Annotated in this window: 22 protein-coding genes, 1 pseudogene and 1 riboswitch; of the genes and pseudogenes, 16 read left to right on the top strand and 7 right to left on the bottom strand. The window is 58.9% G+C overall.

The genetic code is table 11. The features are described 5' to 3' along the window. Window positions 1-190 precede the first annotated feature (190 nt). Window positions 191-1,813, bottom strand: a complete 1,623-nt coding sequence (locus GTP27_RS01210; protein ID WP_161037368.1) for a hypothetical protein — start codon at window positions 1,811-1,813, stop codon at window positions 191-193. Between the two features lie 825 nt (window positions 1,814-2,638). Here GTP27_RS01210 and GTP27_RS01205 point away from each other — a divergent pair. Together GTP27_RS01205 and GTP27_RS01200 are read left to right on the top strand one after the other, a co-directional pair. Beyond that, window positions 2,639-5,392, top strand: a complete 2,754-nt coding sequence (locus GTP27_RS01205; protein WP_161037367.1) for a TonB-dependent receptor domain-containing protein — start codon at window positions 2,639-2,641, stop codon at window positions 5,390-5,392. Between the two features lie 129 nt (window positions 5,393-5,521). Beyond that, window positions 5,522-5,695, top strand: a riboswitch (yybP-ykoY riboswitch). 4 nt (window positions 5,696-5,699) lie between these two features. Beyond that, on the top strand, window positions 5,700-6,278 hold the full coding sequence (locus tag GTP27_RS01200; RefSeq protein WP_161037366.1) for a TMEM165/GDT1 family protein: 579 nt from the start codon (window positions 5,700-5,702) through the stop codon (window positions 6,276-6,278). A gap of 65 nt (window positions 6,279-6,343) precedes the next feature. Here the strand turns inward: GTP27_RS01200 and GTP27_RS01195 are convergent, their stop codons facing one another. Continuing rightward, window positions 6,344-6,694 (bottom strand): DUF3147 family protein, encoded by a 351-nt coding sequence (locus tag GTP27_RS01195; RefSeq protein ID WP_161037365.1) that lies wholly within the window; start codon window positions 6,692-6,694, stop codon window positions 6,344-6,346. Window positions 6,695-6,742: 48 nt separating this feature from the next. Further along, entirely contained in the window at window positions 6,743-7,177 is a 435-nt protein-coding gene (locus GTP27_RS01190) for an EamA family transporter (RefSeq protein WP_161037364.1), read from the bottom strand. Between the two features lie 376 nt (window positions 7,178-7,553). Between GTP27_RS01190 and GTP27_RS01185 the strand changes: the two genes are divergently transcribed. The 11 genes from GTP27_RS01185 (at window position 7,554) to GTP27_RS01135 (ending at window position 18,637) form a co-directional block, all read left to right on the top strand. Next, window positions 7,554-8,678, top strand: a complete 1,125-nt coding sequence (locus GTP27_RS01185; protein WP_161037363.1) for a YjhT family mutarotase — start codon at window positions 7,554-7,556, stop codon at window positions 8,676-8,678. A gap of 12 nt (window positions 8,679-8,690) precedes the next feature. Then, complete coding sequence (locus GTP27_RS01180; RefSeq protein WP_161037362.1) at window positions 8,691-9,389, top strand: FadR/GntR family transcriptional regulator; 699 nt, start codon at window positions 8,691-8,693, stop codon at window positions 9,387-9,389. Between the two features lie 95 nt (window positions 9,390-9,484). Next, window positions 9,485-11,041, top strand: a complete 1,557-nt coding sequence (locus tag GTP27_RS01175) for an ABC transporter substrate-binding protein (RefSeq protein WP_161037361.1) — start codon at window positions 9,485-9,487, stop codon at window positions 11,039-11,041. A gap of 103 nt (window positions 11,042-11,144) precedes the next feature. Then, complete coding sequence (locus GTP27_RS01170; RefSeq protein ID WP_161037360.1) at window positions 11,145-12,098, top strand: ABC transporter permease; 954 nt, start codon at window positions 11,145-11,147, stop codon at window positions 12,096-12,098. 33 nt (window positions 12,099-12,131) lie between these two features. Then, window positions 12,132-12,989, top strand: a complete 858-nt coding sequence (locus tag GTP27_RS01165) for an ABC transporter permease (protein WP_161037359.1) — start codon at window positions 12,132-12,134, stop codon at window positions 12,987-12,989. A gap of 5 nt (window positions 12,990-12,994) precedes the next feature. Beyond that, window positions 12,995-13,915 carry a dihydrodipicolinate synthase family protein gene (locus GTP27_RS01160; RefSeq protein ID WP_161037358.1) on the top strand — a complete coding sequence of 307 codons (921 nt, stop codon included), beginning with the start codon at window positions 12,995-12,997 and terminating at the stop codon, window positions 13,913-13,915. Between the two features lie 20 nt (window positions 13,916-13,935). Then, window positions 13,936-14,919, top strand: coding sequence for an ABC transporter ATP-binding protein (locus GTP27_RS01155; protein ID WP_161037357.1), 984 nt, complete (start codon window positions 13,936-13,938; stop codon window positions 14,917-14,919). A gap of 20 nt (window positions 14,920-14,939) precedes the next feature. Further along, on the top strand, window positions 14,940-15,965 hold the full coding sequence (locus GTP27_RS01150) for an ABC transporter ATP-binding protein (protein WP_161037356.1): 1,026 nt from the start codon (window positions 14,940-14,942) through the stop codon (window positions 15,963-15,965). 6 nt (window positions 15,966-15,971) lie between these two features. Further along, on the top strand, window positions 15,972-16,658 hold the full coding sequence (locus GTP27_RS01145; protein WP_161037355.1) for an N-acetylmannosamine-6-phosphate 2-epimerase: 687 nt from the start codon (window positions 15,972-15,974) through the stop codon (window positions 16,656-16,658). Window position 16,659: 1 nt separating this feature from the next. Next, a complete protein-coding gene (locus GTP27_RS01140) occupies window positions 16,660-17,544 on the top strand; it encodes an ROK family protein (RefSeq protein ID WP_161037354.1) in 885 nt (294 codons plus the stop codon). 1 nt (window position 17,545) lies between these two features. Next, window positions 17,546-18,637: a sialate O-acetylesterase gene (locus tag GTP27_RS01135; protein WP_161037353.1), complete on the top strand. Its 1,092-nt coding sequence runs from the start codon at window positions 17,546-17,548 to the stop codon at window positions 18,635-18,637. A gap of 28 nt (window positions 18,638-18,665) precedes the next feature. Here the strand turns inward: GTP27_RS01135 and GTP27_RS01130 are convergent, their stop codons facing one another. Continuing rightward, a complete protein-coding gene (locus GTP27_RS01130) occupies window positions 18,666-19,814 on the bottom strand; it encodes an N-acetylneuraminate epimerase (protein WP_161037352.1) in 1,149 nt (382 codons plus the stop codon). Between the two features lie 346 nt (window positions 19,815-20,160). On the opposite strand from GTP27_RS01130, the gene GTP27_RS01125 reads away from it, so the two are divergent. Both GTP27_RS01125 and GTP27_RS01120 read left to right on the top strand, forming a co-directional pair. Then, complete coding sequence (locus GTP27_RS01125; protein WP_161037351.1) at window positions 20,161-23,121, top strand: TonB-dependent receptor domain-containing protein; 2,961 nt, start codon at window positions 20,161-20,163, stop codon at window positions 23,119-23,121. Window positions 23,122-23,185: 64 nt separating this feature from the next. Beyond that, window positions 23,186-23,446: pseudogene (locus GTP27_RS01120) on the top strand (transposase); the annotation flags it as partial. Between the two features lie 168 nt (window positions 23,447-23,614). Here GTP27_RS01120 and GTP27_RS01115 read toward each other — a convergent pair. After that, window positions 23,615-24,472 (bottom strand): substrate-binding periplasmic protein, encoded by an 858-nt coding sequence (locus tag GTP27_RS01115; protein ID WP_161037349.1) that lies wholly within the window; start codon window positions 24,470-24,472, stop codon window positions 23,615-23,617. 233 nt (window positions 24,473-24,705) lie between these two features. On the opposite strand from GTP27_RS01115, the gene GTP27_RS01110 reads away from it, so the two are divergent. Then, a complete protein-coding gene (locus GTP27_RS01110) occupies window positions 24,706-25,401 on the top strand; it encodes an SDR family oxidoreductase (RefSeq protein ID WP_202416469.1) in 696 nt (231 codons plus the stop codon). Window positions 25,402-25,404: 3 nt separating this feature from the next. Here the strand turns inward: GTP27_RS01110 and GTP27_RS01105 are convergent, their stop codons facing one another. Then, a complete protein-coding gene (locus GTP27_RS01105) occupies window positions 25,405-25,647 on the bottom strand; it encodes a TIGR02450 family Trp-rich protein (RefSeq protein ID WP_161037347.1) in 243 nt (80 codons plus the stop codon). A gap of 28 nt (window positions 25,648-25,675) precedes the next feature. Continuing rightward, on the bottom strand, window positions 25,676-26,680 hold the full coding sequence (locus GTP27_RS01100) for a sensor domain-containing diguanylate cyclase (RefSeq protein WP_161037346.1): 1,005 nt from the start codon (window positions 26,678-26,680) through the stop codon (window positions 25,676-25,678). Window positions 26,681-26,688: the final 8 nt, after the last annotated feature.

Genomic DNA, 26,688 nt, shown 5'->3' with positions numbered 1-26,688 from the left:
AGGTGGAAGTGCTGGTGTATGTTCATCCGTAAGCAGTTGCAGCGCTTAGGTGTTCGCGCCAGCGCTCTCGTTAAAGAAAGACAGCCGTGCTGCCGCCATAATGCCAGCCTGCTGCAGGCTATCCGGATAGTTGCAGGCTTGTAGAGGTTGTGGCGGGCCAAGCTTGGCCGCTGGCAAGCCTGGCGCCCGTCTATCGCCCCCTGCGCGGCGCAACGTTATCGAAGTGCGTCATAAACTCCTGATATTCCTGCTGGGTTTCGGGCTGGTCCAGCTCGTTGGCGCGCTGGGCGATATTGCCTTTGATGGCATTTCGGGCATAGGTGAAATCGTCGTTATCTGCGCGCGGTACGTAATGCGCTTTCAGTTCGCCGACGCTCATTGCTGCAAAGAGCGCCGTATAGTGGACTACATCTTTCGGACGCGTAAACACGGCTTCGCGCATGATGGTGCCGATAGCCTGCATGGCGAGTTGCTCCGCGGTGACGCCTTCGACAGCATGGTGCCGGCAGAGGGCCAGCAGATTTTGTAAGGTCAGCTGCGCTGGCGCGTTGATGTCGGCCAGACGCAGGTGCGCCTGCACGGCGCTATGTGCATCGCCTACCTGATTCATTTTTTTTTCGGCGGCGATATCACACACCAGACGACGCACCGGATTTCTCGCTTCATCCATAGGCTTGCGCTCATACGTCCAGTTATCGATGACGTATTCCAGATCAGCCAGGCTAAGCTTTTTCAGTTCCGCGGTCAGGGTGTCCAGTTGCGAGGTTTTGTTGTCCTTGCTCCAGCCAGACCAGTGCGCAAAGTCGCCTTTCTGGCCCGCGAGCGGGGGATTAGCCAGATAGTCGCTTTTCTCAAGCTTGCCCCAGTGCGTGCGCATGATGCGGTTCAAGTCGTCAAGCCGGTTGATGAGTACCGCTTCAGGGTGGGTAGCGCGCGCAGATAGGGGGCGCCCCTGGCCGAGCCAGCTATTGAATTTGGCCAAGGCCTGATTCACGATGACCAGCGCCTGCGACTTCTGCGGATTGCGTGCCATGACCACCCGCAGTGCATCCGTAATGGCGCCACGTAGCGGCTGTTGCATCGTATCGATGGCCGCTTTAGTGGCGGGCCAGGCGGCCAGCATGGCATGCAGTTTCTGTATCGGCTGCTCCGCCAGCACTTGGCAGAGCAGCAGCTTCTGATCCTTGCCTTCGTGCTCCCAGCGCAAGCCTTGGGTGGCCGGCGCCAGTTCTGCCAGCTGTCTATCCAGTTGCTGTAATTGTTCGTGGGACATCATGTCGACATCAGCATCGAGACGCAAGAGCGGGATGAAGTCGGCCAGCAATTCGGTGCCGGCGGCGACTTTGGCCATGGTGTCGCGGTATTTCAGATGGCTGACCATATAGTCGCGGATAAAATGCTGCTCATTCGAGGCACTTGCATCCCAGGTGCTGACCATGGTTTTCAGATGGTGGGTGTCGGCTTGATGGATCCAGGCGCGTATCTTGTCGGTTTGCGATTCGAGAGCGAAATTACAGCTCTTCGCCTTGCCTCGGGCTTTCATCGTGTAACGGGTGAAGGTGGCATCGAGCTCGTGCAATGTGGTGGTGAACTCTGCATCGATGGCGGACTTTTTGCCTTCCATATCCCGTAGAGCCCGAAATTGGCCAGCCACCTCGGCCGGTGTGGCAGCTACCACAGTGACGCGCTGCTTCAAGGCCGGGGCGGTTGATGGACCAGCCGAACTGTGCGAACTGCGTCGTCCCTCAGGCGCAGCCACAGTTGCCTGCAGTTTGGTTTTTCCTTTAGCTGAGCCGGTCAGCGTTGGATGCAACTCGGTTAGCGTAGGCTGGAAAATAGCACGTAGAATTTGCATGTCTGCTCCTGACGGGGGAATGGCTACATTTCCTTATGGGTAACCAGGAGCGGGATTTTGTTCGCGCAGATGATGCCCAGCTGTCATCTGTCGCCGCCAGCCGGAAAATCCGTGCATCGGTACAGGGAGACGCCGACCCACTGCGCATTCGGCTTTGTATTTATTGCTGGGTACCCAGCTGCCATGACAGTTGCTGGCGGCGCCGGATCATTGACCGCAGATGTAAAAAAATGTTACCGTAATTTAAATGTTAAATTGGCACTGAAATATGACCGCAGCATGGCCGTCAATTTGTAAAAAAATGTGACAGAAATGACTGCATTGCCAAGTTGTGCCATCCCTTTCCGACTGATTTTCACCTCGCCACTAAATTTATTCACAAAAATATGTTTTATTAGTGAATAAAATTCCGCCATCCAGACCGAAATCGCTTCGTCCGGCATTTTTCTTAGATCATCCTTAAAGTTGCGCGCTTTTTACATAAATAGCGCTCTTTTGTTGTTTTCTATCTTGATGTCAGAACGTCCATTGACGCTCGAATTTGTCATATGTTGTCATATGACATCAGCTGGTGTGGCGTACGCCCCACAAGCTGTGGGACTCAAAAAATAGATTGGCCTTAAAAAGAGAGCGAAGTACTGGTTCAGGTTGAAGTGGTGGTTGTCGGCAAGACGCTGTGCCCTTTCTGAATTAACACGTAGCAAATCAGGGTAGCCAACGTTCCGTGGCGCGCCAGAGTTTCTGGCGTGGCCGTAATCCATCCATTCTTCAATCGGGAATTTCATGACCAAAGAAACCATAATCGCGCGCTCGCTGCGCCTGGCGTTCTCCGGCGCTGTCGCATTCGGCACTATCGCCGCACAGGCGCAAACCAACGATGCTCCTATGCAGCGCGTGGAAATCACTGGCTCCTCGATCAAACGCGCACAAGCGGAAGGTGCACTGCCAGTACAGACCGTGACCCACGAAGACATCGCCAAGATGGGCGTGACCAACACCGAAGCGCTGCTGCAGCAAGTGACCGCGATCTCGGCAGTGGGCGGCGTTCCCAGCGCCACCGGCGTGGGTTCCTCGACCTACGGCGAAGCCACCGTATCGCTGCGCGGCATAGGCGGCAGCAAGACCCTGATCCTGGTGAACGGCCGCCGTCTGGCCAACTATGCCACCGACGGCACCGCTGTCGACATCAATGCCATCCCGCTGGCAGCCGTGGACCACGTGGAAGTGCTGAAAGACGGCGCTTCGGGCGTGTACGGTTCCGACGCCATCGGCGGCGTGATCAACTTCATCCTGCGTAACAACTTCAACGGTGTTGAGGCGACTGCCTACGCCTCGGGCACCAAGGATGGCGGCGGCCTGACCAAGAAGGCTTCCGTGATCGCCGGCTGGGGTGACTTCGACGAGGACCGCTACAACATTACCGTGGCAGCCGACGTAGCGAAAGACACCACCATCTACGGCTCGCAGCGCAGCTACGCCAAGAACAGCTGGAACAACAATGGCCTGCGCGAGCAGAGCGCGACGCCTAGCGGCGCCATCACCAGTTTCATCCCGAATACCACCCCGAACCAGTTCGGCGTGATCCCGAACACGCTGGCAGCGCTGGGCAAAGGACTGGGCAACCCGCTGGCGCCCAACAACTGCGCAGCCAACGGCAGCGAATACGACGCCAATCTGGGCACCTGCCGCTTCAACTCGGCACCCTACGTTGGTCTGGTACCGCAAACCGAACGCGCCAATCTGTCGGCTTCGTTCCGCTTCAAGCTGAACGAGAACAATGAACTGTTCGTGGAAGGCTTCCACTCGCAGCAGAAGACCGACAATAACTCGCAGCCTTCGCCATACAGCAATTCCTTCCTGTCGACCGACAGCGCCTTCGCTGCAGCTAATGTGTACCCGTCGATCATCGTATCGCCGAGCAGCCCTTACTATCCGGCTGCCTGGCTGGCTGCCAACGCTCCGGCCCAGTCCGGCAAGCCCATCAGCGTGAGCTACCGCGCTTTCGACGCCGGCAACCGCTCGACCGAAGACATGGCCAAACTGTCGCATCTGGTGATCGGCATGCGCGGCGTGGTCAAGGGTTTTGATTACGACGTGGCCTACACCCACAACTCGAGCGACGTAAGCGAGAGCACCCAGCAGGGTTACTCGAATCAGGTGGCGCTGGTCAAGCTGCTGAGCAACAACCCAGCCTTCAACCCGTGGGCCCAGTACCAGTCGCCGGAGCTGGCCAAGCAGATTTACGCCACCAACTACGTCGGCCAGATGATCCACTCGACGCTGACCAATGACGCGCTGACCGCGCGCATTTCGGGCGACCTGTACCAGCTGCCAGCCGGCATGGCCAAGTTCGCACTGGGCGCAGCGGCCACCAGCGAAAAACTGGACCTGAATCCATCGGCTGCCTACCAGTCGGGCGACATCTCCGGCTATGGCGGCCAGGTGTTGCCACTGTCGGCTTCGCGTTCGTATCAGGCGATCTTCGGCGAACTGAATGTGCCTATCGTCCAGCATCTGGAATCGGATCTGGCCCTGCGTACCGACCGTTATCCGAACGCCACCTCGACCAATCCCAAGGTCAGCTTCCGTTATCAGCCGCTGTCGCAGTTGCTGGTGCGCGCTTCCTACGGCCGCGGCTTCCGCGTGGGTGCTCTGCCTGAGCTGAACAACCCGCAGACCGTGGCCACCACGGCGACCTTCACCGATCCGGTGAGCGGCACCAGCGGCCAGTTCAACCAGACCGTTGGCGGCAATGCGAAACTGAAGCCGGAGAAATCGGAGCAGTCCTCGCTGGGCCTGGTGATCGATCCGGTACAAGGCCTGTCGATCGCGGTGGACTACTGGAAGATCAATGTCAACAACCTGATCACCACCCTGAGCCCGGAGTTCATCGTGGAAAAGGCGGCCGCTGGCGACAGCAACTACACGGGTCTGGTGCAGCGTGATGCAGGGGGCAACATCACCAACATCTACGCCACCAACCTGAATGCCGGTTCGCTGAAAACCGAAGGTATCGACATCGACGCCCGCTGGACCATTGCCAAGACGGCCAACTACGGCACCTTCTCGACCCGCCTGAACGGCACCTACACCACTAAGTTCGACGAGAAGCTGCCAGACGGCACCGTGCAGCAGAGCGTGGCACGCACCATTGACGCCAATGGCAACCCGCTGAACGCCGTGGCCAACGGCGGCGTGATCTTCCGCTGGAAACATCAGTGGACCATGGACTGGAAATACCAGAAGTGGGGTGTGAACCTGACCCAGAACTTCCAGTCGGGCTACTGGGATGCAGCCCGTGCTGATTCCGCGACCGGCACCGACGCCGTGCACGTGGGCGCTTTCTCGACCTGGGATGCGCAGGCTTCGTACAGCGGCTTCAAGAACCTGCAGATCCGTGCAGGCGTGAAGAACCTGTTCAACCGCAAACCGCCGGAAGTTATCACTCTGGGTAATTACTTCCAGGGTGGCTACGATCCTAGCTACTACGACGCCCACGGCACCACCGGCTACGTCAGCGCAACTTACAAGTTCTGATCGTTTCGTCGAGCGGTAACTAAAAACCCCCGCATGTGCTGCATGCGGGGGTTTTTTTCGGGCAAGGCCGAGGCTGGATGTGGCAAGACTGCCGCCGCTGTGGCAGCTGCTGCCGATAGATGATAGAATCTCGCTGTCATTGGGGAGTAGCCTCTCTTCAACCTGAAGAGGTGTACGTCAACATACTTGGCCAGCAGGCCATGGCGTATGCGGTTCCCGAGCTTGGCAAGACCTTTGACCACTACGCCTCCGATTAGGCCGGGGATGCGTCGTGGTCAATCGTCATGTGTCCGGCCTGGGAATACTTATGGAATCTCTACTTGTCTCAACCGGAGTTGTTGCCCTTGCCGAAATCGGCGATAAGACGCAACTGCTGGCATTTATCCTCGCTGCCCGCTTCAAAAAACCGCTGCCCATCATCTGCGGCATTCTGGCAGCAACCATCGTCAACCACGGCTTGGCTGGCGCACTCGGCGCCTGGATTACCGCTTTGCTCAGTCCGGATATGCTGCGCTGGATACTGGGCATTTCCTTTATCGCGATGGCCGTCTGGACACTGATTCCAGATAAGATCGAAGATGAAGAAACCCGCATTGCAAGCAAGCTGGGCGTGTTCGGCGCGACACTGGTAACGTTTTTCCTTGCCGAGATGGGCGACAAGACGCAGATCGCCACCGTTGCTCTGGCGGCCCATTATGCTGCTCCGCTGATGGTGGTGGCGGGAACCACGCTAGGCATGCTGATCGCCGATGTTCCTGCCGTGTTCGTCGGGGATAAGCTATCCTCGCGCATCCCGATGCGGCTGGTTCACTCGATAGCTGCGGCAGTCTTTGCCTGCCTTGGCGTCGCAACCCTGCTGGGCGCCGGTTCGGGACTGGGGCTTTAAGTCTAAGGTCTGTGCCTGTCTGCTATGACGGTCCGCCTGCAGGGGCGGACCGATATCCGCGACTTCTATAGCAGTTCGATACCCAGACGCCGTACCAGCAGCGCGAACAGGCCAAACGACAGCAGTGTAATCAGGACGCAGCTTGCCAGCGCCCACCAGAAACCCAGCCGCGCGAGCAGGGAGGGAAAAGCCAGAAACATGGGTAGGGTGGGCACTACATACCAGAAGGTGTACCACGCATGATTGGCGATCTTCTGCTGGCTCTGGCCTTCTAGCTGTAGCCAGATCAGCGCCAGTAGGGTTACCAGCGGCAGCGCTGCGATGAATCCTCCCAGCCGGTCGCTACGCTTGGCGAGCTCCGACACCAGCACGACAACGGCGGAAGTCGCCAGATATTTGGTAATTAACCAGGTCATCCTGTCTCCTTCGATTGAGATATATTGTTTATATTAAAAAGGCAGAAGTCAGCGCTTGAATGCAAACAGCAGCACGCCGCCGGAAATCATCAGGATGCCGCACCATTCCCGCAATGAAAGGCGTTCGCCCAGAAAGGTGAAGGCGAAGATCGCCACCAGTACCAGGCTGAGTTTGTCCACTGGCGCCACCTGCGAAGCGGCGCCCATCTTAAGCGCGCGGAAGTAGCACACCCACGAAGCGCCGGTCGCCAGACCCGACAGGCCGAGAAACAGCCAGGTCCTGAGTGGCAGCTTGAGCGGATTGCTCCATTTTCCGGCGTAGGTAATAAAGGCCGACAGAACAACGATGACAATTGCTGTGCGGATCAGGGTGGCCAGGTCGGAATCAATATTCTGCACGCCTAACTTGGCGAAGATGGCCGTCAGCGCCGCAAAGACGGCAGACAGCAGCGCCCAATACAGCCATGCCGAAGAATGGACCATTGTTCTTCCTTTCAATTGAGTGAGCTTTTATTGTAGGGGAATGAGCACGATAACAGTCAAAGCGCACTGTTGATTCCTGTTCGTGACATCGAGGCAGAGTGAAAAATCGCGCTCGCTGGCATCTACCTTTGTATTCTGCGTGCCGGCGAGGCCGATGTCGATGCATGGTCCGCGTCAGGCTCGGGTCCAGGCCTGCTTTGACAGCCAGAAAGTCCGCCCCCGTCTCGTTAGGCCCTGCTGCAAGCGTAAATGCCCAATAAATAATCATGGTAAGATATTTGACATCTGACATCTGCAATGCTACGATCTAGTCATTGCAGTGTGACATTCTCGCAAGTTGTCTGGGTCATGGTCGTTACTTTCTTCTGGGTTGCTGGTGGATATACTGGATCACACATCGCTTGAAAATGGCAGTCCGCCGCGCGATTTTGCGTGGCCGGATTTTCCGCTGGTGCTGAAAGAGGCGGTGGGCGTGCGCATAGGTCATATGCTGTTTGCGGGCTTAGGCTCGGCCGGTCGCGGATGGTTCGCGCTAGATCTGCGCGCCACCGTCAAAGCGTGGCAGATTCGTGCTTTGTTTCCCTTTTCTGCACGTAATGGTGCCGTGGCCGCCGCCGCTAATGGCAAAATCTATGTATTTGGCGGCAGTGGCCGTCTGATGGAACAACACAGTCTGCATCAGTTCGACAGCATTGCTTGCTATGATCCGCAGACCGATGGCTGGTACGAACTGGATAGTCGGTTGCCGGTAGGCATGTTGGGGGCTGCTGCTGCCACGGTGGGCACTTCCATCTATATTTTCGGAGGCTACAACAAGCAGCAGTTCGATACGCTATTCCGTGACTGCGAAGCTGCGTGCGCGGAGCAGCAAGCCGAGATATTGCATGCGTTTATGGACCGCAAAGCGGAGGATTTCGGCTGGAATGACCATGTGTGGCGATTCGACACGGACGATCATAGCTGGCACGATCTGGGTAAAGTCGCCTATGCGCCCAATTGCGGCAGCGGCATCATCGCTGACGGAGCGGAGATCTGGCTGGCCAGTGGTGAAGTCAAACCCGGCTTGCGTACTGCCGGTGTCCGCCATGTGTCGGTGGAAGACGGCCAGTTGCACTGGCATGCGGCACAGGAGCTGCCCGCGCTGGAGCAGGCGCAGGAGGGCGTTGCAGCGGCGTTTGCGGGCAAGTGCGGCAGCGTGAAGCTGCTCGCGGGTGGTAGTAATTTCGTCGGCGCGCGCCACAACTATGCGTCGGGCAAGCTGTATGCGCATCAGGGTTTAAGCAAGCTGTGGCGCGATGAGATCTATGTACTGAGTAAGGGCAAATGGGAACTGGCGGGGCGCTTGCCGCAAGGCCGCGCAAACGGACTGGCTTTTGAAATCGAGCAGGGGCTGTTGCTGGTGGGGGGCGATACGCAAAACGGACAGCCCTGTCTGGCGACCTGGCTGCTATCGTATCGGGATGGCAGCGGTATAACAATTAGTAGTGGTAATTTGAAATAGGAAAGCATCATCATGTCGAAAAAAATTCCGGCGTATCGTCTGGCACAAACGGAGATCAAGCAGTTTATCGAGCGCCAGGGCCTGAAACCGGGCGACGGCTTGCCGCCCGAAGGCCTGCTGGCGGACGATCTCGGTATCAGCCGTCCGTCGCTACGCGAGGGCGTCAAGTCGCTGGAGTCGCTGGGCATACTGGAAGCGCGGCATGGCGAAGGCATTTACGTCAAGGCTTTCTCGTTCGATTCTATTCTGGAAAATCTGCCTTACTCCATGGTGGCCGACGATGCCCAGGTGACGGACCTACTTTACGTGCGGACCTATCTGGAACTGGGCGCGATCCCCTCGGTGGTCAGAACCATACAGCCGGAGAACATCGAGAAGCTGCGCGCGCTGGCGGAAGCCATGCTGAGCAAGGCACAGGAAAACCAGACTTTCTTCGATGAAGACCGGGCTTTCCATGCCGAGATGTATCGCTGCATGGATAACAATTTCCTGCTTTCGCTGATCGATCTGTTCTGGCGGATATTCAACAACCTGCTGCAGAACTCCGGCGAACTGGCGGTTGATCAGTGGCAGCTGGAAAACTCGGCGCGTGACCACATGGCCATCGTCGAAATGCTGGAGAAGAAAGACAAGGCAGGCCTGATGTGGGCCCATGCCAAGCACTTCGAGTCGATAGCCAAGCGCTATCCCCAGGCTGCCATACAAATCTAAGCCCTAAGACATCTGTGTGATTTCCCGTCTGCGCTCTTCCGGGCGCAGCGCAGGGCGGCGCTCGCCCTGAAAAAAGAGAAAAACGAGGAGAACCGATGGTTATCAAGAAGAACGCCAGTTCTATCCTGTGTTCGGCAGCCTTGACGGTGATGCTGGGGCTGGCTATGAGCGCTGCGGCTGGCGAGCAGAAATTGACTGGCGCTTTTGATGTCGGCTCCGCTGGCAATGCGCAGAAATTCAATCCGCTCACGGCACCGGCTGGCTTCAGCTTCTATAACAAATACTTCGGCACGCTGGCGCTCTACGATGTCGGGCTGCAGAAGATCGGGGGCGATCTGGCGCAGAGCTGGGCATATGCCAAGGATGGCAAGAGCCTGACCCTCCATTTGCGTCAGGACGTGAAATGGCACGATGGCAAACCCTTCACGGCGGCCGACGTCAAGTTCACGCTGGAGCTGGTTAAAAATCCCGCCATGGCCAGCGTGTTCTCGTCGCGGCTGAAGGACGTCAGTGCTATCCGTGTACTGGATGCACATACCGTGCTGATCGAACTGGCACAGATGGATGCGACGCTACCGGACGCGTTCACTAGCATCATGATGTTGCCGTCCCACTTGCTGTCGCATATCCCGGCAGGTGAGCTGCGCAGTTCGAACTGGTGGAAGGCGCCGGTCGGCACGGGGCCATTCAAATGGACCCGCTACGTGCCCGATCAATTCGTCGAGCTCGCTGCCAACCCTGATTTTTACCGTGGCAAGCCCATGCTGGCCAAGCTGGTCAACCGCTATTTCAAGGACGCTAGCGCTGCCAGCATCGCCCTGCAGGCCGGGGAAATCCAGTTCAGCAGCATGACGCTGGATCAGGTGAGAGAGAACCAGAGCACGCGCGCAGTGGATGTGATTGCCGGACCTTCGCATGTGCTCAACTATATCGGTTTTAACAACAGCGATCCCCGTTTCAAGGATGTGCGCGTACGGCAGGCAATACTGCTGGCTATCGACCGTAAAGCCATCATCCGCAGTATCTACAACAACACGGCGATTCTGGGCAATTGCGTGCTGACCTTGCCGCAATACGTACCGGCAGATATCAATCCCTACGAAACCAGCGTCAGCAAAGCCAGAGCTTTGCTCAAGGCGGCAGGATGGCATCAGACGGAAGCGCTGGAGATGCTGACCTATTACAACGATCAGGCCAGCAAGGATGTGGTGACGGTGCTGCAGGCCATGCTGGCGCAAGTGGGCATCAGCATCCGGCCGCGCTTTGTCGACGGCCCCACTTTCGGCACGCTGGTCGATGCCAACAAGTTCAGTCTGGTGTATGCGGGCGGCGGCAACGGGCCCGACCCCGGCACGCTGATCCCGCTGATGCAGTCTTCCTATGCGCCGCCCCGAGGCGTGAACCGCATGCGCGTCAATCTGCCCGAGCTGGACCAGCTGTTCAGCGCGGCACAGCAGGAAACCGATGATGCCAGACGCACCGCGCTGTATCAGCAGATGTGCCGCCTCACCAACGCCCAGCTGCCATGGATACCGTTGTGGGTAGGCGAGCGCTTCGGCGGTTTCGCTAGGAACGTGCAGAACGTGATCTGGACGCCTTCGCCGGGCGGTGGGCGTTATCAGGATTTCCCTGAACGCTGGTCGATCAGGTAAGCGGGGCAGTTGCAGCCTGTCGGCTGCCTGCTGATGCGGTCACATCTTCGAAGCAAGTCTCACCATGATGAGGCAGCGCGGCGCAAGCCGGGCTGCATGGAAAATGCTGAAATACATAATCAATCGTCTGCTGATCAACATCCCCACCTTGCTGGCCATACTGGTGACGGTGTTTGTGCTGATTAACCTGGCCCCCGGGGATCCGGTCGATGCCTTTGTTCCACCCAATACGGCCCTGACCGAGCAGCAGAAGGCAGTGCTGCGCCATGAGCTGGGGCTGGACCAGAGCGCGCCGCTACGCTTCATCAAATGGGTGGGGCAGGTGGCGCGCGGCGATCTCGGCTATCGCTACAAGGATGGTGCCCTAGTCCTGGACGAAATCACCAGCCGCGTAGGGCCGACACTGCTGCTGGCCAGCGCCGGACTGACAGTGGGTTCGGTGCTGGGCATTATGCTGGGCATTTTTTCTGCACGCCGCTACAACACCCCTAGCGACCACGCGCTATCGGTGGCAGCCTATCTGGCCATTTCCACGCCGGCCTTCCTGCTCGGCATCCTCGGCATGTATCTGTTTTCGTTGAAGCTGGGCTGGTTCCCTACTGGCGGCTATTCCGCGCCCGCTGAAAAAGGCCTGCTGCAGACGCTGCGTTACCTCGCGCTGCCGGCGGCAGTGCTGTCGGTGCAGTTCATCGCCATCCTGATGCGCTATACCCGTGCCGGCCTGCTGGAAGTGATGCATCAGGACTTTGTGCGCACGGCGCGGGCCAAGGGCCTGTCGGCAGGCGCTGTCACGCTGCGCCATGCCTTCCCCAATGCACTGGTGCCCATCGTGACGGTTATTGGCGCCAACTTCGGCGCGCTCATCGGCGGTGCCGTGTTTGTGGAAACGGTGTTTTCTTGGCCGGGTCTGGGCATGCTGTTTTTGGATGGCATCGAGAGCCGCGACTATCCCCTCATCATGGGTATCGCCCTGTTTATGGGGATCGCGATCCTGCTGGTGAATATGCTCACCGACATCCTCTATTCGTGGATAGATCCGCGCATCGCTCTGAAATAGTCATCTTGTCTAACGTACTACGGACCTATCGTTATGAGTCATTCCAGTCTCGGCGCAGCAGCGTGCAAGAAATTCACATCCAGCAAAGTGGCAGTGTTCGGCCTCGTGGTGTTCCTGTCCATCAGCCTGCTATGCCTGTTTTCACGCCAGCTATTTTCCTTCGATCCGAATGCGATCGATCTCGATGCCACGCTGTTGCCACCGTCGGCGCTGCACTGGCTGGGCACCGACCAGATCGGGCGCGACATGCTGGCCCGCACGTTCGCCGCTGGCCGCATCTCGCTGCTAGTTGGCCTTGCCAGCGTGCTGCTGGCGGTGCTGATCGGCACTGTGCTGGGGGCGCTGGCCGGTTATTTCGGCGGCTGGGTCGACAATCTCATCATGCGGCTGGTCGATATGGTGATGACTTTTCCGCCGATTATCGTGCTGATGACGCTGGCCGCCGTGATCGGCTCCGGCACCGGCAAGACGGTGATCGTGATCGGTCTTCTGTCGTGGCCGCTGGTGTGCCGGCTGGTCCGGGCCCGCATCCTCAGCGTGCGCGAGATGGAGTTTGTGGCGGCCGCCAGAACGCTGGGGGCTGGGCATGGCTACATTCTGTTCAAGCACTGCCTGCCCAACACGATGGATGTGCTGGTGGTGTTTTCTTCGCTTGGTTTTGTCTCGGCCATCATGGCTGAAGCGGGGCTGAGTTTTCTTGGCCTGGGCGTGCAGTTGCCGGACGCAAGCTGGGGCAGCCTGATCAGCATAGCCCGCGAAGCTTCCGTGCTCAGGCAATACCCGTGGATCTGGCTGCCATCGGGTGTGTTTATCGTGCTTACTGCACTCTCGGCCAATTTTATCGGCGATGGTTTGCGCCTCATATTTGACCCTAAAACGAATAAGGAATAAATAGTATGTCCAATTTTACCTTGCACGGCATCGTACCTCCCGTCGTTACGCCTCTGACTAAGGACTATCAGGTAGACGAAAAAAGCCTGCGTAAAGTGATACGCCATCTGATCGATGGCGGTGTGCATGGCCTGTTCCTGCTCGGTTCTACTTCGGAGTGCGTATTCCTGAACGCGAAGCAGCGCGCAGAAGTGATCAGCATTGCGCTGGACGAAGCGGCAGGCAAGGTGCCATCCGTGTGCGGCACCATGGACCCTACCACGGATCGCGTAATCGACAATGCCAAGCAGGCCAAGGCGCTGGGGGTGGACGGACTGGTGGTGACGTCGCAGTTCTACACCCGTTCCAGCCAGAACGAGACCATCGATCACTTCAGCATGATCCAGGATGCCGTCAACTTGCCGATACTGGCCTACGATATTCCGGTCTGCACCAATCTGAAACTGTCGCGCGAAACCCTGCGCGAGATGTATGACCGCAAGCTGATCTGCGCCGTCAAAGACAGCAGCGGCGATATCGAAAACATGCGCATGCTGGGGCTGGATTTTGCCAACGAGCCGGATTTCGCCATCCTGAGCGGCTCCGAGACGGTGGTCGATTACGCGCTGCTGGGCGGTGCGCACGGCAACGTTCCCGGTCTGGGCAATGTCGATCCGGCCGGTTATGTGCGCCTGTACAACGCTGCCAGGGCCGGTGACTGGGTCGCCGCCCGCAAGGAGCAGGAACGTCTGATCCGTCTGTTCCAGATCGTGTTCCAGGGCGTGCCGCATACCAGTCCGAATGCCTCCGGCGTGGGTGGCTTTAAGACCGCCATGCATCTGATGGGTCTGATCGAACATCGCCATATGAGCCGTCCCAACCGTGTGCTGCCGGATGCTGCTGTAGCCAAAGTGAAAGAGATTCTGATCGCCGCCGGGCTGCTGTAATGGATCAAGAGGCCAGCACCATGAACAGTGCGGATGTGATACTCGATGTGAAGGGACTCACCACATCGTTCCAGACGGCGGGCGGCTGCGTCAAGGCCGTCAACGATCTGAGCTTTACGCTCAGGCGCGGCGAGACGCTGGCCATCGTCGGGGAATCCGGCTGCGGCAAATCGGTCACTTCGTTTTCTCTCATGCGGCTGCTGTCGCGGCAGGCGCAGATACAGGGCGAAGCGTGGCTGACCGGGCGCGATGGCGAGCGGCTGAATCTGCTCGCTCTGTCCGAGACGGAGATGGAGCAAGTGCGGGGCAGGCAGCTAGGCATGATCTTTCAGGAGCCCATGACCTCGCTAAATCCCTTGCAGCAGGTGGGGGAGCAGATCGCCGAAGCGATGCTCACGCACAAGCTTTGCGACAGGAAGCAGGCGCGCCAGCGTGCACTGGAACTGCTCACGCTGGTCGGCATTTCGGCTCCGGAAATCCGTGCCCAGCAATACCCGCATCAGATGTCGGGCGGCATGCGCCAGCGCGTAATGATCGCCATCGCGCTGGCCTGCAAGCCGCAGGTGCTGATCGCCGATGAACCGACCACTGCGCTGGACGTGACGATACAGGCGCAGATTCTGCGGCTGATGCGCAAGCTGCAAGGCGAAGTGGGCATGGGCATGCTGTTTATCACGCACGACATGGGGGTGGTGGCGCAGATCGCCGACCGGGTGGCCGTGATGTATGGCGGCCAGCTGGTGGAAATGGCAGATACGCGCACGCTGTTCCGCCGTCCGCTGCATCCCTATACGCAGGGGCTGCTGGCCTCCGTGCCCCGGCCGGGGCAGAGCGGTCGTCTGGCCGGCATACCGGGGCAGGTGGAAACCGTGTACGGCCCGCATCTGGGCTGCCGCTTCGTCAACCGTTGTGCCCAGGCACGCGAGGTGTGTCGCGTCGATAGGCCTGTGTTGTTTGTCCATCCGGCGCAGCAGCTGGTGCGTTGTCACTTCGCTGGCCTATAGGCCCTCATTACGGGAGCGATATGCATACATTGTCAGAAAAATACTCGGTTGCCGCGGACAGCGCGGATGCGATACTCAGTTTTGCCAGGGTCGGCATTACCTTCCAGACCAGAACCGGCATGTTTGGCCCGTCGCGCCTGCTGCGCGCGGTGCAGGACGTTTCCTTCGATCTGATGCGCGGCGAGGTGCTGGGCATCGTGGGCGAATCCGGCAGCGGCAAGTCCACGCTGGCGCGGCTGGCCATGCGCTTGCTGCAGCCCACGTCGGGCGAGATCCTGTACGAGGGTAAGCCCATCAGCACTTATCAGGGCGCGCAGCTGAAACAGCTGCGCAGCGATGTGCAGATGGTGTTTCAGGACCCGAATGCCAGTCTGAATCCCCGCTTGACCATAGAACAGAGTCTGCTGGAACCCTTTATTCTGCATGGCCGTGGCGACAGGCAGGAGCGCGATGCGGAAATCCGCCGTCTGCTGGGCGTGGTCGGCTTGCCCGTTACGGTGCTGCAGCGCTATCCGCATGAAATGTCGGGTGGCCAGAAGCAGCGCGTGGTGATTGCGCGGGCACTGGCGCTCAAACCCAAGGTGCTGATTGCCGACGAAGCGGTGGCGGCGCTCGATGCCTCGGTCAAGGCGCAGATCATCAATCTGCTGCTCGATCTGCAGCGCGAATATCAGCTGTCGATCATCTTCATCTCGCACGATCTGCCCATGGTGCAAGCGATGTGCGACCGCGTGATGGTGCTGTATCTGGGCCGGCTGATGGAATATGCGCCACGCTCGGTGATCGCGCAGGGTGGGCGGCATCCGTACACGCGTGCCCTGTGGCGCAGTTCACCGGCTGCCGACCCCGATTGCCGTCTGGAAGAGCAGGAAATGCTGGCCGGAGAAATTCCCAGTCCGCTCAATCCGCCCGACGGCTGTGTATTCCATACCCGCTGCCCTCAAGCTGTGACGCGCTGCAAGCAGGTGGTACCTGCGCTGACTAGACTCAACCCGCAGCACGGCGGGGCCTGCATTCTTTTCGAGAACCCGAGCGAGATTAACTAGATTCCCATGAAATTATCCCAACTTAAAAATGCACTGGTGGTTTCCTGTCAGCCTGTACCGGGCAGCACGATGGACCGGCAGGACATCATCGTTGCCATGGCAGGTGCTGCGGTAGCTGCGGGCGCTGGCGGCTTGCGCATCGAAGGCGCGGAGCATGTGCGCGCCGTGGTGCAGGCGCTGCCCCATGTGCCGGTGATCGGCATCGTCAAGCGCGATCTGGACGATACGCCGGTGCGCATCACGCCGTATCTGGCAGATGTGCAGGCGCTGATAGCTGCGGGCGCTGCCGTGATTGCGTTCGATGGAACGCAGCGCTCGCGTCCGGTCGCCGTGGCGGATTTGCTCGCCGCGACCCATGCAGCGGGCCGTCTGGCCATGGCCGACTGTTCGACGCTGGAAGATGGTCTGGCCTGTCTGGCGCTGGGCTGCGACCTGATAGGGACGACTTTGTCCGGCTATACCGAAGAAACCGCCGGCCTGCCGCAAGACCAGCCGAATCTGCCGCTGATAGCGGAGCTGAGCGCTGCCGGTGCAGCGGTGATGGCCGAGGGCCGCATCCGTACTGCGGCCGATGCAGCGGCGGCGCTGGGCGCTGGGGCGTACTGTGTGACGGTAGGCTCGGCGATTACGCGCATCGAACATATTACCGAGTGGTTCATCAGCGCGATGAATCAGGCCATCAAAAAGGACTGAGATGCTGCTGGCATTTGATATAGGTGGCACGAAAGTGGCCTGTGCAAGGGTGGAGGGCGGCGTGATACGCGAACGGCGCCAGTACCCGATGGCCTACGAGCCTGCCGGTTTCGCGGAGGTGATCGACCAACTGACGGCAGGCTGGGCGGCGCCTTCCCGCGTGGCCGTCTGTACCACCGGCTATATTGACGGGGGACGGGTGCACTCGGTGAATCTCGACATCATCCGATTCTGGGACGGTTTTGCGCTGGCGGAAATGTTGCAGGCCCGCTTTGCCTGTCCCGTCGATCTGATTAACGATGGACAGGCTGCTGGCTGGGGCGAGTATGTGGCGCGGCGCGCTCGGGGCCTTGCCCCGGCTAACCTGCTGTTCATGACGCTGTCCACGGGCGTGGGTGGCGGGCTGGTACTCGATCATCGCTTGCGGCGAGGTCCGCATGGGCTGGCGGCACACGTGGGCCATGCCGGTGTGCGCTTGATGGCGCTCGATGGCGTAACGGCTTGCGGCTGCGGCCGCTCCGGTTGTCTGGAAATGATCGCCTCCGGTACCGCGCTGGCGCGGCAGGCAGGGGCTTTATTCGGCAGACCGGTCAGCAGCGCAGAGCTGTTTGCGCTGGCTGCCACCGAGCTCAGGGCCGAGCGCATCATCGTCCATGCGGCGCAGGCCGTGGCGGAGGCGATCGCCGGCTTCCATATGATCGTCGACCTGCAGGAGGTCGTCATAGGCGGCAGTGTGGGGCTCGCCAGCGGCATGTTGGAGCGCATCCGTGCGGCGCTGCATGATATGCCGTTGCGGGCCGCGCCGCTGCTGAGCGCTGCGTGTCAGGGCGGCGATGCCGGCCTCACCGGCGTCATTGCCCTCGATAACGAAAGGCAGGAGAAATAACATGAGTGCACCGCAGGAAGTGAGACGCTGGTATGTGCTGGTGATCGCTGGCCAGTCGAATGCGCAGGGGTTTGGCGAAGCCATGCCGGAACCCGATGATCTGCAAGTGTCGCAGCGCATCAAGCAGCTGGGACGCTACCGTGGCATACGGCCGGATGGCCAGTATGAGGACCGCTGGAATCAGCTGGTCGAGCCCAGCCATGCCCTGGATGACGTCAAGGATATGCGCTTCTGTAATCTGACGGGCAATACGGATCTGCGCCGTTCGGGCACGGTTGGCCCCGGCCTCTTCATCGCCCGCCGCCTGCTGCCCCTGCTGCCGGACGATGCGGGCATATTGCTGCTGCCACAGGCCCATGGTGGCGCTGGCATGAACTACGGCGATCCCGGCAGCTATATTGCCGCCGCGGCCTGCGGCCCGCTGGAGCAGCCGGGCGCCAGCATCGGACGGTGCGTAGCGAATTACGCCGATCTGGCGCCCAGCAACACGCAGGGAGCCATGCTGTGGTGGGGCGTACAGGGGGCTGCGGCGCCGCTGTACCGCGATCTGCGTGATCGTCTGCGCTTTGCGCTCAGCGCCAATCCCGACAACCGGCTGCTGGGATTTGTCTGGGTGCAGGGGGAGTCCGATGCGCATGCTGGCGAGCCGTATGCATCGTCGCATTGCGCCAGTTTCGGGACGATGGTGGATACGTTGGGACAGGAGCTGGCAGACCTCAGGCCGCAATTCCTTGCTGGTGCATGGGAGCAGGTTCCGTGGATCAATGTGCTGGCTACCCACTGGTGGGACGAGGCTATTGCCCCCCACAGGAAGGTGATCGATGGTTATCGCCTGCTGATGCGGCAGCGGCCACGGCAGATGTGTTTGCTGGATGTTCGCCTAACCGAGCAGGGAACGACGATGGAGACTAACCAGACCCATTTTGTTGCGCCGCATAGTGAGGGCTATCCGTCTGTTCCCGCTAGCCTGGTCACGGACGGACGTTCCTGCGAGCCTGAGATGATACATATACACCTTTCATCGGGTGCCTACCGTGGCGAAGTATCGCGCCGCATAGCACAGGCATTGCAGCAGCGCTGTTTTGACGACTAAGCCAATTGCAGTGCGCCAGCCGGCAGGGCTAGTCGATGATCTCGACACTGCTACCGTTCCAGCGCAGCAGGAACACTGCCTTGCTGGCCGCGCCGCCCTGCAGTTCGCCGCCTATTACCAGCACGCCTTCTGCGAGCTGCACATAGCTGCCGTAGCCCATGGCCACGGGCAGCTTTCCGGCGCTCATCCATTGATCGCCGACTCTGGCATAGATGTCGGCACGCCAGCTCTTGCTCAGGCCCTTGTGCGCGTACAGCTGGCCATGGTTGTACTGCTGCCACGCACCGGCGAAGCTGGCGCCGCCGGCTGCGAGCAGAACCCCATTGCTGTAGCCGGCATATGCGCCGGCAATGCCTTCCTGTATCGTGCTACCGGCAGGCGGCGGCATGCTCGCCGGCGTCTGCCATGCGAGCTGTTCGCCGTTGATGGTCAGGTGCTTGACCTGGGGCGTACGCAGCCCCGGCTTGATCTCGCCGCCCACCAGCGTGATCGTGTTGCCCTCCACGGCAATGGCACTGCCAGCGGTTGCAGGGGAGGGATCGAGGCCCAGATTACGCCACTGGTTGTGCGCCGGGTTGTAGCTCAATATCTGTGCAGTGAACAGATAGTCCTGCGGACGGCGGCTGAAATAGTGTTCGTTGACGGCGTCCTGAGCGGCCTTGCCCGCAGCCTTGGCATTGACGTAGTCGACGAAGTAGCCGTCGAAGACAGCTTTGTTGACGCCACCGAAGAAGAGGATGTTTTCACCGTCCAGCGTTGTCGCAGCAGCGCCCAGCCCGCCCATAGGCGAGCGCGTCGCCAGCTGGCTCCAGAGCTTGCTGACGGTATCGTACTTCCAGACGGTATCGAACATCATCAGCTTTTCGTCCGCCGGATCAGCCTTGCCCTGACCGTTGAAGACGTAAATGCAGGTGCCTATGGCGACCGCATTGGCGTTATCTCTCGGCTGGCCGGGGAAGGGCGCAAGCGCTTCCCATTGCGCATTGGCGTTCGATAAGTCGAGTGCAAACCATGCCCCGCCTGCCGTGCCCAGACCTGCATATATCCGGCTGCCTATTTTGGCCGCTACAGTCATTTTGGCGGCGACGGGAAAATCCGCGTAGCGCGGGGCCGCCACTGTGTTTGCGGCCGCGCACAGGGCCAGAACAAGGGGAAGCTTGCAGAGCTGTTTTTTCATAGTTAGACCGGGGCGGCTCGAAAAATTGAAAGCGGGGCCGCGACGCAGACAGCGTTCTATGCAAAAAAACTTGCACAAGCGGTATGTTAGCGCGGAATCTATTGCCCCGAAGTACAAGTTAGGTAGATTGGATGGTGTAATGATATAAGATATCTGAACTGTTGTGTTGGGCGTATAGGGTACGGTTTTTAGCTTTTCTCAGCTAAATTTTCCCGATATTGCCCAGTAAGCAGAGTGAAATGTCCGATTTCGGCAACAATTTCATCAATAATTCGTTTGCATATCGCAGAAGTTTAAATTACGATTTGGCAGTCAGATATCTGACATCAAACAAAAGGGAGATGTTATGAAGTTTTCTAAGATTAAGGGGCCGAAGCCGTACAAGTCCCATCCGCGCTGGTCGTCTGCGGCCCTGATCGCCTGTCCTGCATTGCTGATGGCTGCGCCAGTGACCAGCTACGCTCAGGCTGGTCAGGATGTCAAAGCAGCGGTAGGCGAGAATGAACAGGAAGTCAAAGTACAGGTAGTGACGGTGACCGGCTCTAACATCCGTCAGGCACAAAACTCGGTTTCGTCTTCGCCTATCACGGAAGTTGGCGAAAATCTCATCAAGGGTACTGCGTCGATCTCGATCGGCGATACGCTGAACGGCATTCCATCGATTACTTCCGGCATCTCCACTTCGTCCAACAATACCTCGGTGGGTGGCGATGCTGCCAACGTCGGCGTGGCCACGACTTCGCTGCGCAATCTGGGTTCGGCCCGTACGCTGGTGCTGGTCAATGGCCGCCGCTACGTTTCCGGCGTTTCGGCTAATACCGGCTATGGGGTGGACCTGAACAGCATCCCGACGTCTATCATCCGCCGCGTCGATGTGCTGACGGGTGGCCAGTCGGCTATTTACGGCTCGGACGCAATTGCCGGTGTGGTCAACATCATCACCAAGAAAGACTTCAGCGGTCTGGAAGTGAATGCCTTTGGCGGCGGCGCTGAAGCGGGCGGTGCAGGGCGCAAGAATTTCGATCTGACCTACGGCCAGAATTTTGAGTCGGGCAATGCCTGGATTTCCGTTGGACAGTCGCGCCAGGAAGCACTGCGCTCGTCCGAGCGGGCTTTCTCGGCCTATGAACTGGCTTATATCGATGCCAATAAAGATGGCATCCGCGAAGCCGTGGCACGGCGTAACGGACCGGCTCACGTACCCGGTGCCGCCCTGATTGCGCCTAACGGCCTGTCAATTTTCGGCAATGGCGCGCCATTCAATACCAGCCAGCCGTTGCTGAACGACCAGTTTGTTCCGCAGAGCAGCGCCGACTGGGACAACCAGAATAATCGCCGCTTCCTGGTGCCGCCCTACCAGCGCAATTATGTGGCGTCCGGTCTGAACTTCGACCTGAGCGCCACGTCGCATGCCGATATCGAACTCAACTACACCGGCACGACTTCGTCGGTGGCACTGGAGCCGGCGCCGGTGTCCGTGGTCGGTGATATCTTCCGCGTGCCGACCGGCGGCAAGACCGGTATCGATGTGGCTACCAGCCCCTACTTTGTGGGCAGCAGTGCGGGCAGCCAGCTGGCTGCGGCACTCGGTTCGAATACCTCGCTCGATCGCGTGCAGACCTTCAAGCGGCTGACCGAACTGGGCGACCGCACTGTCTCCAACCAGCGCCATACCTTCCGCCTTGCTGCAGGCCTGACCAATGATCTGAGCGATACGCTGTCGCTCAAATCGAGCGCGGTGTACGGTGTGACGCTGGAGAGCCAGAATAATACGGGTGACTTCAGCATTCCGAATTTCCGTAATGCCGTTACCATCGCCCCTGACGGCAAGGGCGGCTACCAGTGTGCCGATCCGATTGCACGTCTGGAAGGCTGCGTGCCGATCAATCCGTTCGGCACGGTCGATAGTCTGGCTGGCAAGGCCGGCATTACCGGCTTCTCGCCGAATGCCATCAAGTATCTGAAGATTGCTACGGGCCAGACCGGTGAAATCAAGCAGACCGTGCTCAATAGTGTGCTGTCGGGTTCGCTGCCATATGCCATCGTGGACAAACAGCCGCTCAGCTTCGCTGCCGGTGTGGAATACCGCAAGGAGCAGGCTGAAGAAACGCCGGATGCCTACCGTCAGCAAGGCCTGTCGCGCGACTTGCAGGTGTCGGCCATTGCCGGCCAGTTCAACGTCAAGGAAGCGTTTGCCGAAATCGAAGCGCCGGTGGCACGCTGGCTGATCGTCGATCTGGCAGCACGTCTGGGTTCGTATTCCACCATCGGCACGGCGCCGACCTACCGTCTGGGGATCAATGCGCCGGTGATGGATGCGCTGCGTCTGCGTGGTAGCTGGTCGCGTTCGGTACGTGCGCCAAATATCAACGATCTGTTCTCCAATGGTTCGACGTCGACGGCGCCTACCAATACCGATGTCTGCAACGGCGTCACGGCTAGCACCAGCGGCAATCTGGCGCAGAACTGCCGCTCGATTCCGGCTATTGCCCGCCGTATCGCTGCTAACGGCATCTATACGCTGGTGGCGTCGGAAGCGAACAATACCCGTCTGCTGCAAGCCGGTTCGCCCACGCTGCGTGAAGAGACGGCCAATTCCGTCACGCTGGGTGCCGTATTTACGCCGGTGCGCGGGCTGTCGTTCTCGGCGGACTACTACGATATCGCGATCAAGAACGGCATTACGCGTGATGCGGCCGACGTGTACGTGAAGCGCTGCTACAGCGTGGCACCGGCCGGGTTCGATCCTAGCTGTGGTGGCAATCTGGTGCGCGATCTCAATGATGGCCCTATCCTGAATGTGAGCTCGCCACTGATCAACGCCGCCAATATCACCACGCGCGGGGTGGATCTGGAAGTTGATTACGCGCGGCCTAATCTGACTGTTGCGGCCTATGCCAACTATCTGAACCGCTACGATGTGACCAATTCCAGCGGTGCGGTAGAGAAGTTCGTCCAGCGTCCGCAGTTCCCCAAGTGGCGCTTGTCGCTCAATGGCACCTACAACTTCAGCAAGCAGTTCGACCTGTTCTCGCAAGTGCGCTACCGCAGCGCGACCAAGGCCTTCCTGGAAGCGAACAACCTGTCGCCGGAACTGAACAAGCTTGATGCCGCGACCTATGTGGATGTAAGGCTGAATTACCGTCTGTCGGAAGCGACGCATGTGTATGTAGGGGTGAATAACCTGACCGACGTGCAGCCTGACCTCAATCCGCGTGATCCCGCCACCGGTACCAATACCGAACCGCGTGCCTACGATGTGATCGGACGCCAGTACTTTGTGGGTCTGAAGTCGAAGTTCAAGTAAGCGCTGTGCAAGGGCGGAGCTGCGCGGCTCCGCCCCTGTCCAACGCAAGGCAGGGAGGCTGGTTGTGAAGAGAAGCAGATTTACCGAGCAGCAGATCAGCGAGACGCTCCGGCAGGCGGAAGCGGGAACGCCGGTGGAACAGGTGTGCAGAATGATGGGCATTTCCGACACCACGTTCTATAACTGGCGCAAGCGTTACCGCGGCATGCAGCTATCTGCCATTCAGCGGCTCAGGCAGCTGGAGGAAGAGAACGCCCAATTGAAACGACTGGTCGCCGAGCTTGCGCTCGATAAGGTCATCTTGCAGGATGTGCTGGCCAGGAAAATCAGCAGTATGCCCGCCGGCACCCATTGAGGAACCGGGCGGCCTATCGTCATCGCTGCCCGACATGTCCGGCTCGGCCGGTTTTGATGCAGATGCAATTTATCGCGCCGCACGCTGGCCACGCTGCACATCGCCGCTGCTGGGCACCCAGCAGGGCGCCATCCGCGCTCAATCAGAAGTATTCCCGCGTAAATAGCAAACCTCAGGCACCGCACGGCTGTTCAGGTTCTGATGGCCTTCTTCAAAATTCTCGCCTGAAGGAAGATCCTGCAGATTTTGCAGGTATGACTTGACCAGATACGCGAGCTGGCCCGTATTGTTCAATTTCTTTATCGAGTAATTGAGCCGCCTGATCAGATTTTCGTGAATGCTATTTTTTTTAAATGCGATATAGGTGCTGTTGCTAAACACGGGAATGCGGGAGATCGCCAGATCATCGAACTCGCCTTTTGCCATAATGCTGGCGCCTACGTCCCGGATGGTGATTAATGCATCGATGCGCCCGAGTTTCAGTTTTTTAAAATTGGTCAGATCGGAATTCACGGCTTCAACTGAAAAGAATTTATTATTTATCAGCTCGTCGAGTTTCTCTCCGTAACTCCATCCTTGCACCACGCCGATTCGCTTCCCTTGCAAGTCGGCCAAAGTCTGGAAGTCATGCTGCTTTTTGCGGTTGAAGTAAATGACATTATTTTCCACATAAATGGCATCGGTGTAGTCGTACTTCGCCATCCGCTCTGGCGTTTTGAGTATGCCGCCTGCGCCCCAGACACCAAGGTCTAGCTTGGCTAGCACACGACGGAAAGGCGCAGGGTAGCCAATAATGGGCTGACCAGCATCCTGAAAAATAGCCCCGGTGATGAGGGGGTAGATCCCTGACGGACAGCCATTCTTCATATCAAAAAAAGGCGGCGAGCCGATATCGAAGCCCAGCGTCAGTGCGGAGTTTTCGGCGTTTGCGATATTGCTGGCGCAAGCCGCCCAGGCTGATAGCACCGTAAAAATAAGGGATCTCAGCTTGACCATAGTCGATGACTTCCTCGCTGGATTTTGCTGGCGGAGATGCGCAGCTTACTACTGCTGCACCAGAAACTTATCACATCTGCGCTCTGCCAGCAGTTTGAACAGCTGTTTCTGGCATGGCTGCTGCTGTTCGCCGATTGCGCTGCGGCGACGCTAAAGTAACACATTACTGCTAATCTGCCACAGTACGGACAGTGGCACAGTTATACTCGGGGAATCAGATGAAAGGCGTCGGCATGCAGAATTTTCCCCATCAGTTTCGTGCACTCGTGATCGGTTCTAGCGGAGCCATGGGTGCCGCGCTGGTGGCAGCACTGGAACAGCAAGCCCGTTGCAGCACGGTGATAGGATTGCATCGCCATTCGACACCGCGGATCGATTTTGCCGATGAGACCACGATTGCCGAAGCGGCCGCAACGCTTTCATCCACCGCGCGCTTTCATCTCATTATCAATGCCACCGGCATCCTGCATCAGGCGGGGATGATGCCGGAGAAGCGGCTGGCCGATCTCAATTATGCTCACCTGCAGACGATTTTTCAGGTCAATACGCTGGGGCCGGCGCTGGTGTTACGGCACTTCGCGCCTTTGCTCGACCCTGAGCGGGGTGTGATGGCGCTGCTGTCGGCCAAGGTGGGCAGCATAGGCGATAACCGCCTCGGCGGCTGGTATGGCTATCGTGCTTCCAAGGCTGCGCTGAATATGCTGGTCAAGACGGCGGCCATCGAACTGGCGCGCAGCAACAAGCAGAGCGTGCTGGTGGCGCTGCATCCGGGCACGGTGAACTCGGCACTGTCACGGCCGTTTCGGGGCGAACAGATAGGCCGTCCCGCCGCCGACGTGGCAGCAGACCTGTTGCAGGTGATCGATGGTCTGACTGCGGCCGACAGTGGTAGTTTCCGCTCGTATAAGGGCGAAATATTGCCCTGGTAGAGGCTAGCGCCAGCCCTGTTGCCAGACATCCTCATCGTTGAGCTCGCGCCAGTGCAGATTGAAACTGCGCCGTGTCAGTACGGCTTCGAGCGTGATCAGATCGATTGCGGCGTCCGGATACGGTGGTGTTATGAGGGCCGTCACGATGAAGTGTTTTTCGCGGTTCACAGGGGTGAGCGCCGTCCATTTGCTGTGCAGCAGTTTGGCCGGATTCAGGCGCAAGGCATTGTGTGGTGGTGTGGGCATGGCGGTCATCTGCAGCGCTGGGAGAGTGTTATGGTAAGGCAGGCACGAACATGCGGAAGGTATTCTTGCCGGCCCGCTTGGCCTGATACATGGCGGTGTCGGCCGAGCGGCACAGATGATCGAAATTCTGCTGATCATCAGTCATCAGCGTAGCGCCTATGCTGACGGTATTGCTGCACTGAATACTGCCTAGCGTGTAGGGTAAGGCGAGCGAGGCCATGATCTTTTCCGCGACCGCCCCGATGGTGAGTGCTGCCTCGGCCGGATCGGTACCGAGGTTTTCCAGCATGACGACAAATTCGTCACCGGAAATGCGCGCTACGCTATCGGTTTCTCTCACGGCAGCGCGCAGGCGGGCGGCGAGCTGCTTGAGCAGGAGATCGCCGGCCAGATGCCCGTGCTGGTCATTGATGGCCTTGAAATTGTCCGAATCGATAAACAGCAGCGCGCCGATCTGCCGCGTTCTTCTGGCCAGCAGCAGGGCGCGGTCGACGTGATCGATCAGCAGGCGGCGGTTGGGCAGGCGGGTCAGGGCGTCCGTCATGGCCATATCGTGCAGGTGACTGTTCAGATGTTCCAGTTGTGCCTTCTGCGCTGCCAGTTCGAGGTTGAGACGTTTGAGCTCTTCTTCCTGATGACGCCTTGCGTGGATGTTGTAGGTGACGCCGATCAGGTGCTTGGTGGCGGGATATCCCGCGCCTCGGACAATTTTCCCGCTATTGGCATACCAGATCCACGCGCCGGACTTGGCACGGATGCGGAATTCGCACTGGTATTTGGCGGTCTTGCCGCTGGCATGATCCTCGATGGCCGTTTTCATCCGCGCCACATCATCCGGATGGATGATGGCAAAGATATTGTCCATGTAATCGCCGGCCTCCTGTTCGGTATAACCGAGTTCGGCGTAAATTTTGGTGGCTTTGCGCGTCACCTGACCGCTGACCAGTTCGTTTTCCCAGACGTCCAGATCCGCGGCCTCCATGACCACTTCGAGGAAGGCTACACGTGACAACGGGTCGATATGATTCTTCATCGCGATCA

This window comes from Duganella qianjiadongensis (assembly GCF_009857915.1).
Taxonomy (GTDB): domain Bacteria; phylum Pseudomonadota; class Gammaproteobacteria; order Burkholderiales; family Burkholderiaceae_D; genus Rugamonas; species Rugamonas qianjiadongensis.
Note: the sequence above shows the minus strand (reverse complement) of the source record. Positions and strands in the feature narration are given on the sequence as shown.

Bases quoted from the DNA above. Each gene is read 5' to 3' on its own strand.
- GTP27_RS01200 (WP_161037366.1), top strand. From the start codon at position 5,700: ATGGAATCTCTACTTGTCTCAACCGGAGTTGTTGCCCTTGCCGAAATC.
- GTP27_RS01175 (WP_161037361.1), top strand. From the start codon at position 9,485: ATGGTTATCAAGAAGAACGCCAGTTCTATCCTGTGTTCGGCAGCCTTG.
- GTP27_RS01145 (WP_161037355.1), top strand. From the start codon at position 15,972: ATGAAATTATCCCAACTTAAAAATGCACTGGTGGTTTCCTGTCAGCCT.
- GTP27_RS01170 (WP_161037360.1), top strand. From the start codon at position 11,145: ATGCTGAAATACATAATCAATCGTCTGCTGATCAACATCCCCACCTTG.
- GTP27_RS01140 (WP_161037354.1), top strand. From the start codon at position 16,660: ATGCTGCTGGCATTTGATATAGGTGGCACGAAAGTGGCCTGTGCAAGG.
- GTP27_RS01105 (WP_161037347.1), bottom strand. From the start codon at position 25,647: ATGCCCACACCACCACACAATGCCTTGCGCCTGAATCCGGCCAAACTG.
- GTP27_RS01130 (WP_161037352.1), bottom strand. From the start codon at position 19,814: ATGAAAAAACAGCTCTGCAAGCTTCCCCTTGTTCTGGCCCTGTGCGCG.
- GTP27_RS01190 (WP_161037364.1), bottom strand. From the start codon at position 7,177: ATGGTCCATTCTTCGGCATGGCTGTATTGGGCGCTGCTGTCTGCCGTC.
- GTP27_RS01125 (WP_161037351.1), top strand. From the start codon at position 20,161: ATGAAGTTTTCTAAGATTAAGGGGCCGAAGCCGTACAAGTCCCATCCG.
- GTP27_RS01110 (WP_202416469.1), top strand. From the start codon at position 24,706: ATGCAGAATTTTCCCCATCAGTTTCGTGCACTCGTGATCGGTTCTAGC.
- GTP27_RS01205 (WP_161037367.1), top strand. From the start codon at position 2,639: ATGACCAAAGAAACCATAATCGCGCGCTCGCTGCGCCTGGCGTTCTCC.
- GTP27_RS01160 (WP_161037358.1), top strand. From the start codon at position 12,995: ATGTCCAATTTTACCTTGCACGGCATCGTACCTCCCGTCGTTACGCCT.
- GTP27_RS01165 (WP_161037359.1), top strand. From the start codon at position 12,132: ATGAGTCATTCCAGTCTCGGCGCAGCAGCGTGCAAGAAATTCACATCC.
- GTP27_RS01155 (WP_161037357.1), top strand. From the start codon at position 13,936: ATGAACAGTGCGGATGTGATACTCGATGTGAAGGGACTCACCACATCG.
- GTP27_RS01180 (WP_161037362.1), top strand. From the start codon at position 8,691: ATGTCGAAAAAAATTCCGGCGTATCGTCTGGCACAAACGGAGATCAAG.
- GTP27_RS01135 (WP_161037353.1), top strand. From the start codon at position 17,546: ATGAGTGCACCGCAGGAAGTGAGACGCTGGTATGTGCTGGTGATCGCT.
- GTP27_RS01195 (WP_161037365.1), bottom strand. From the start codon at position 6,694: ATGACCTGGTTAATTACCAAATATCTGGCGACTTCCGCCGTTGTCGTG.
- GTP27_RS01100 (WP_161037346.1), bottom strand. From the start codon at position 26,680: ATGAAGAATCATATCGACCCGTTGTCACGTGTAGCCTTCCTCGAAGTG.
- GTP27_RS01115 (WP_161037349.1), bottom strand. From the start codon at position 24,472: ATGGTCAAGCTGAGATCCCTTATTTTTACGGTGCTATCAGCCTGGGCG.
- GTP27_RS01150 (WP_161037356.1), top strand. From the start codon at position 14,940: ATGCATACATTGTCAGAAAAATACTCGGTTGCCGCGGACAGCGCGGAT.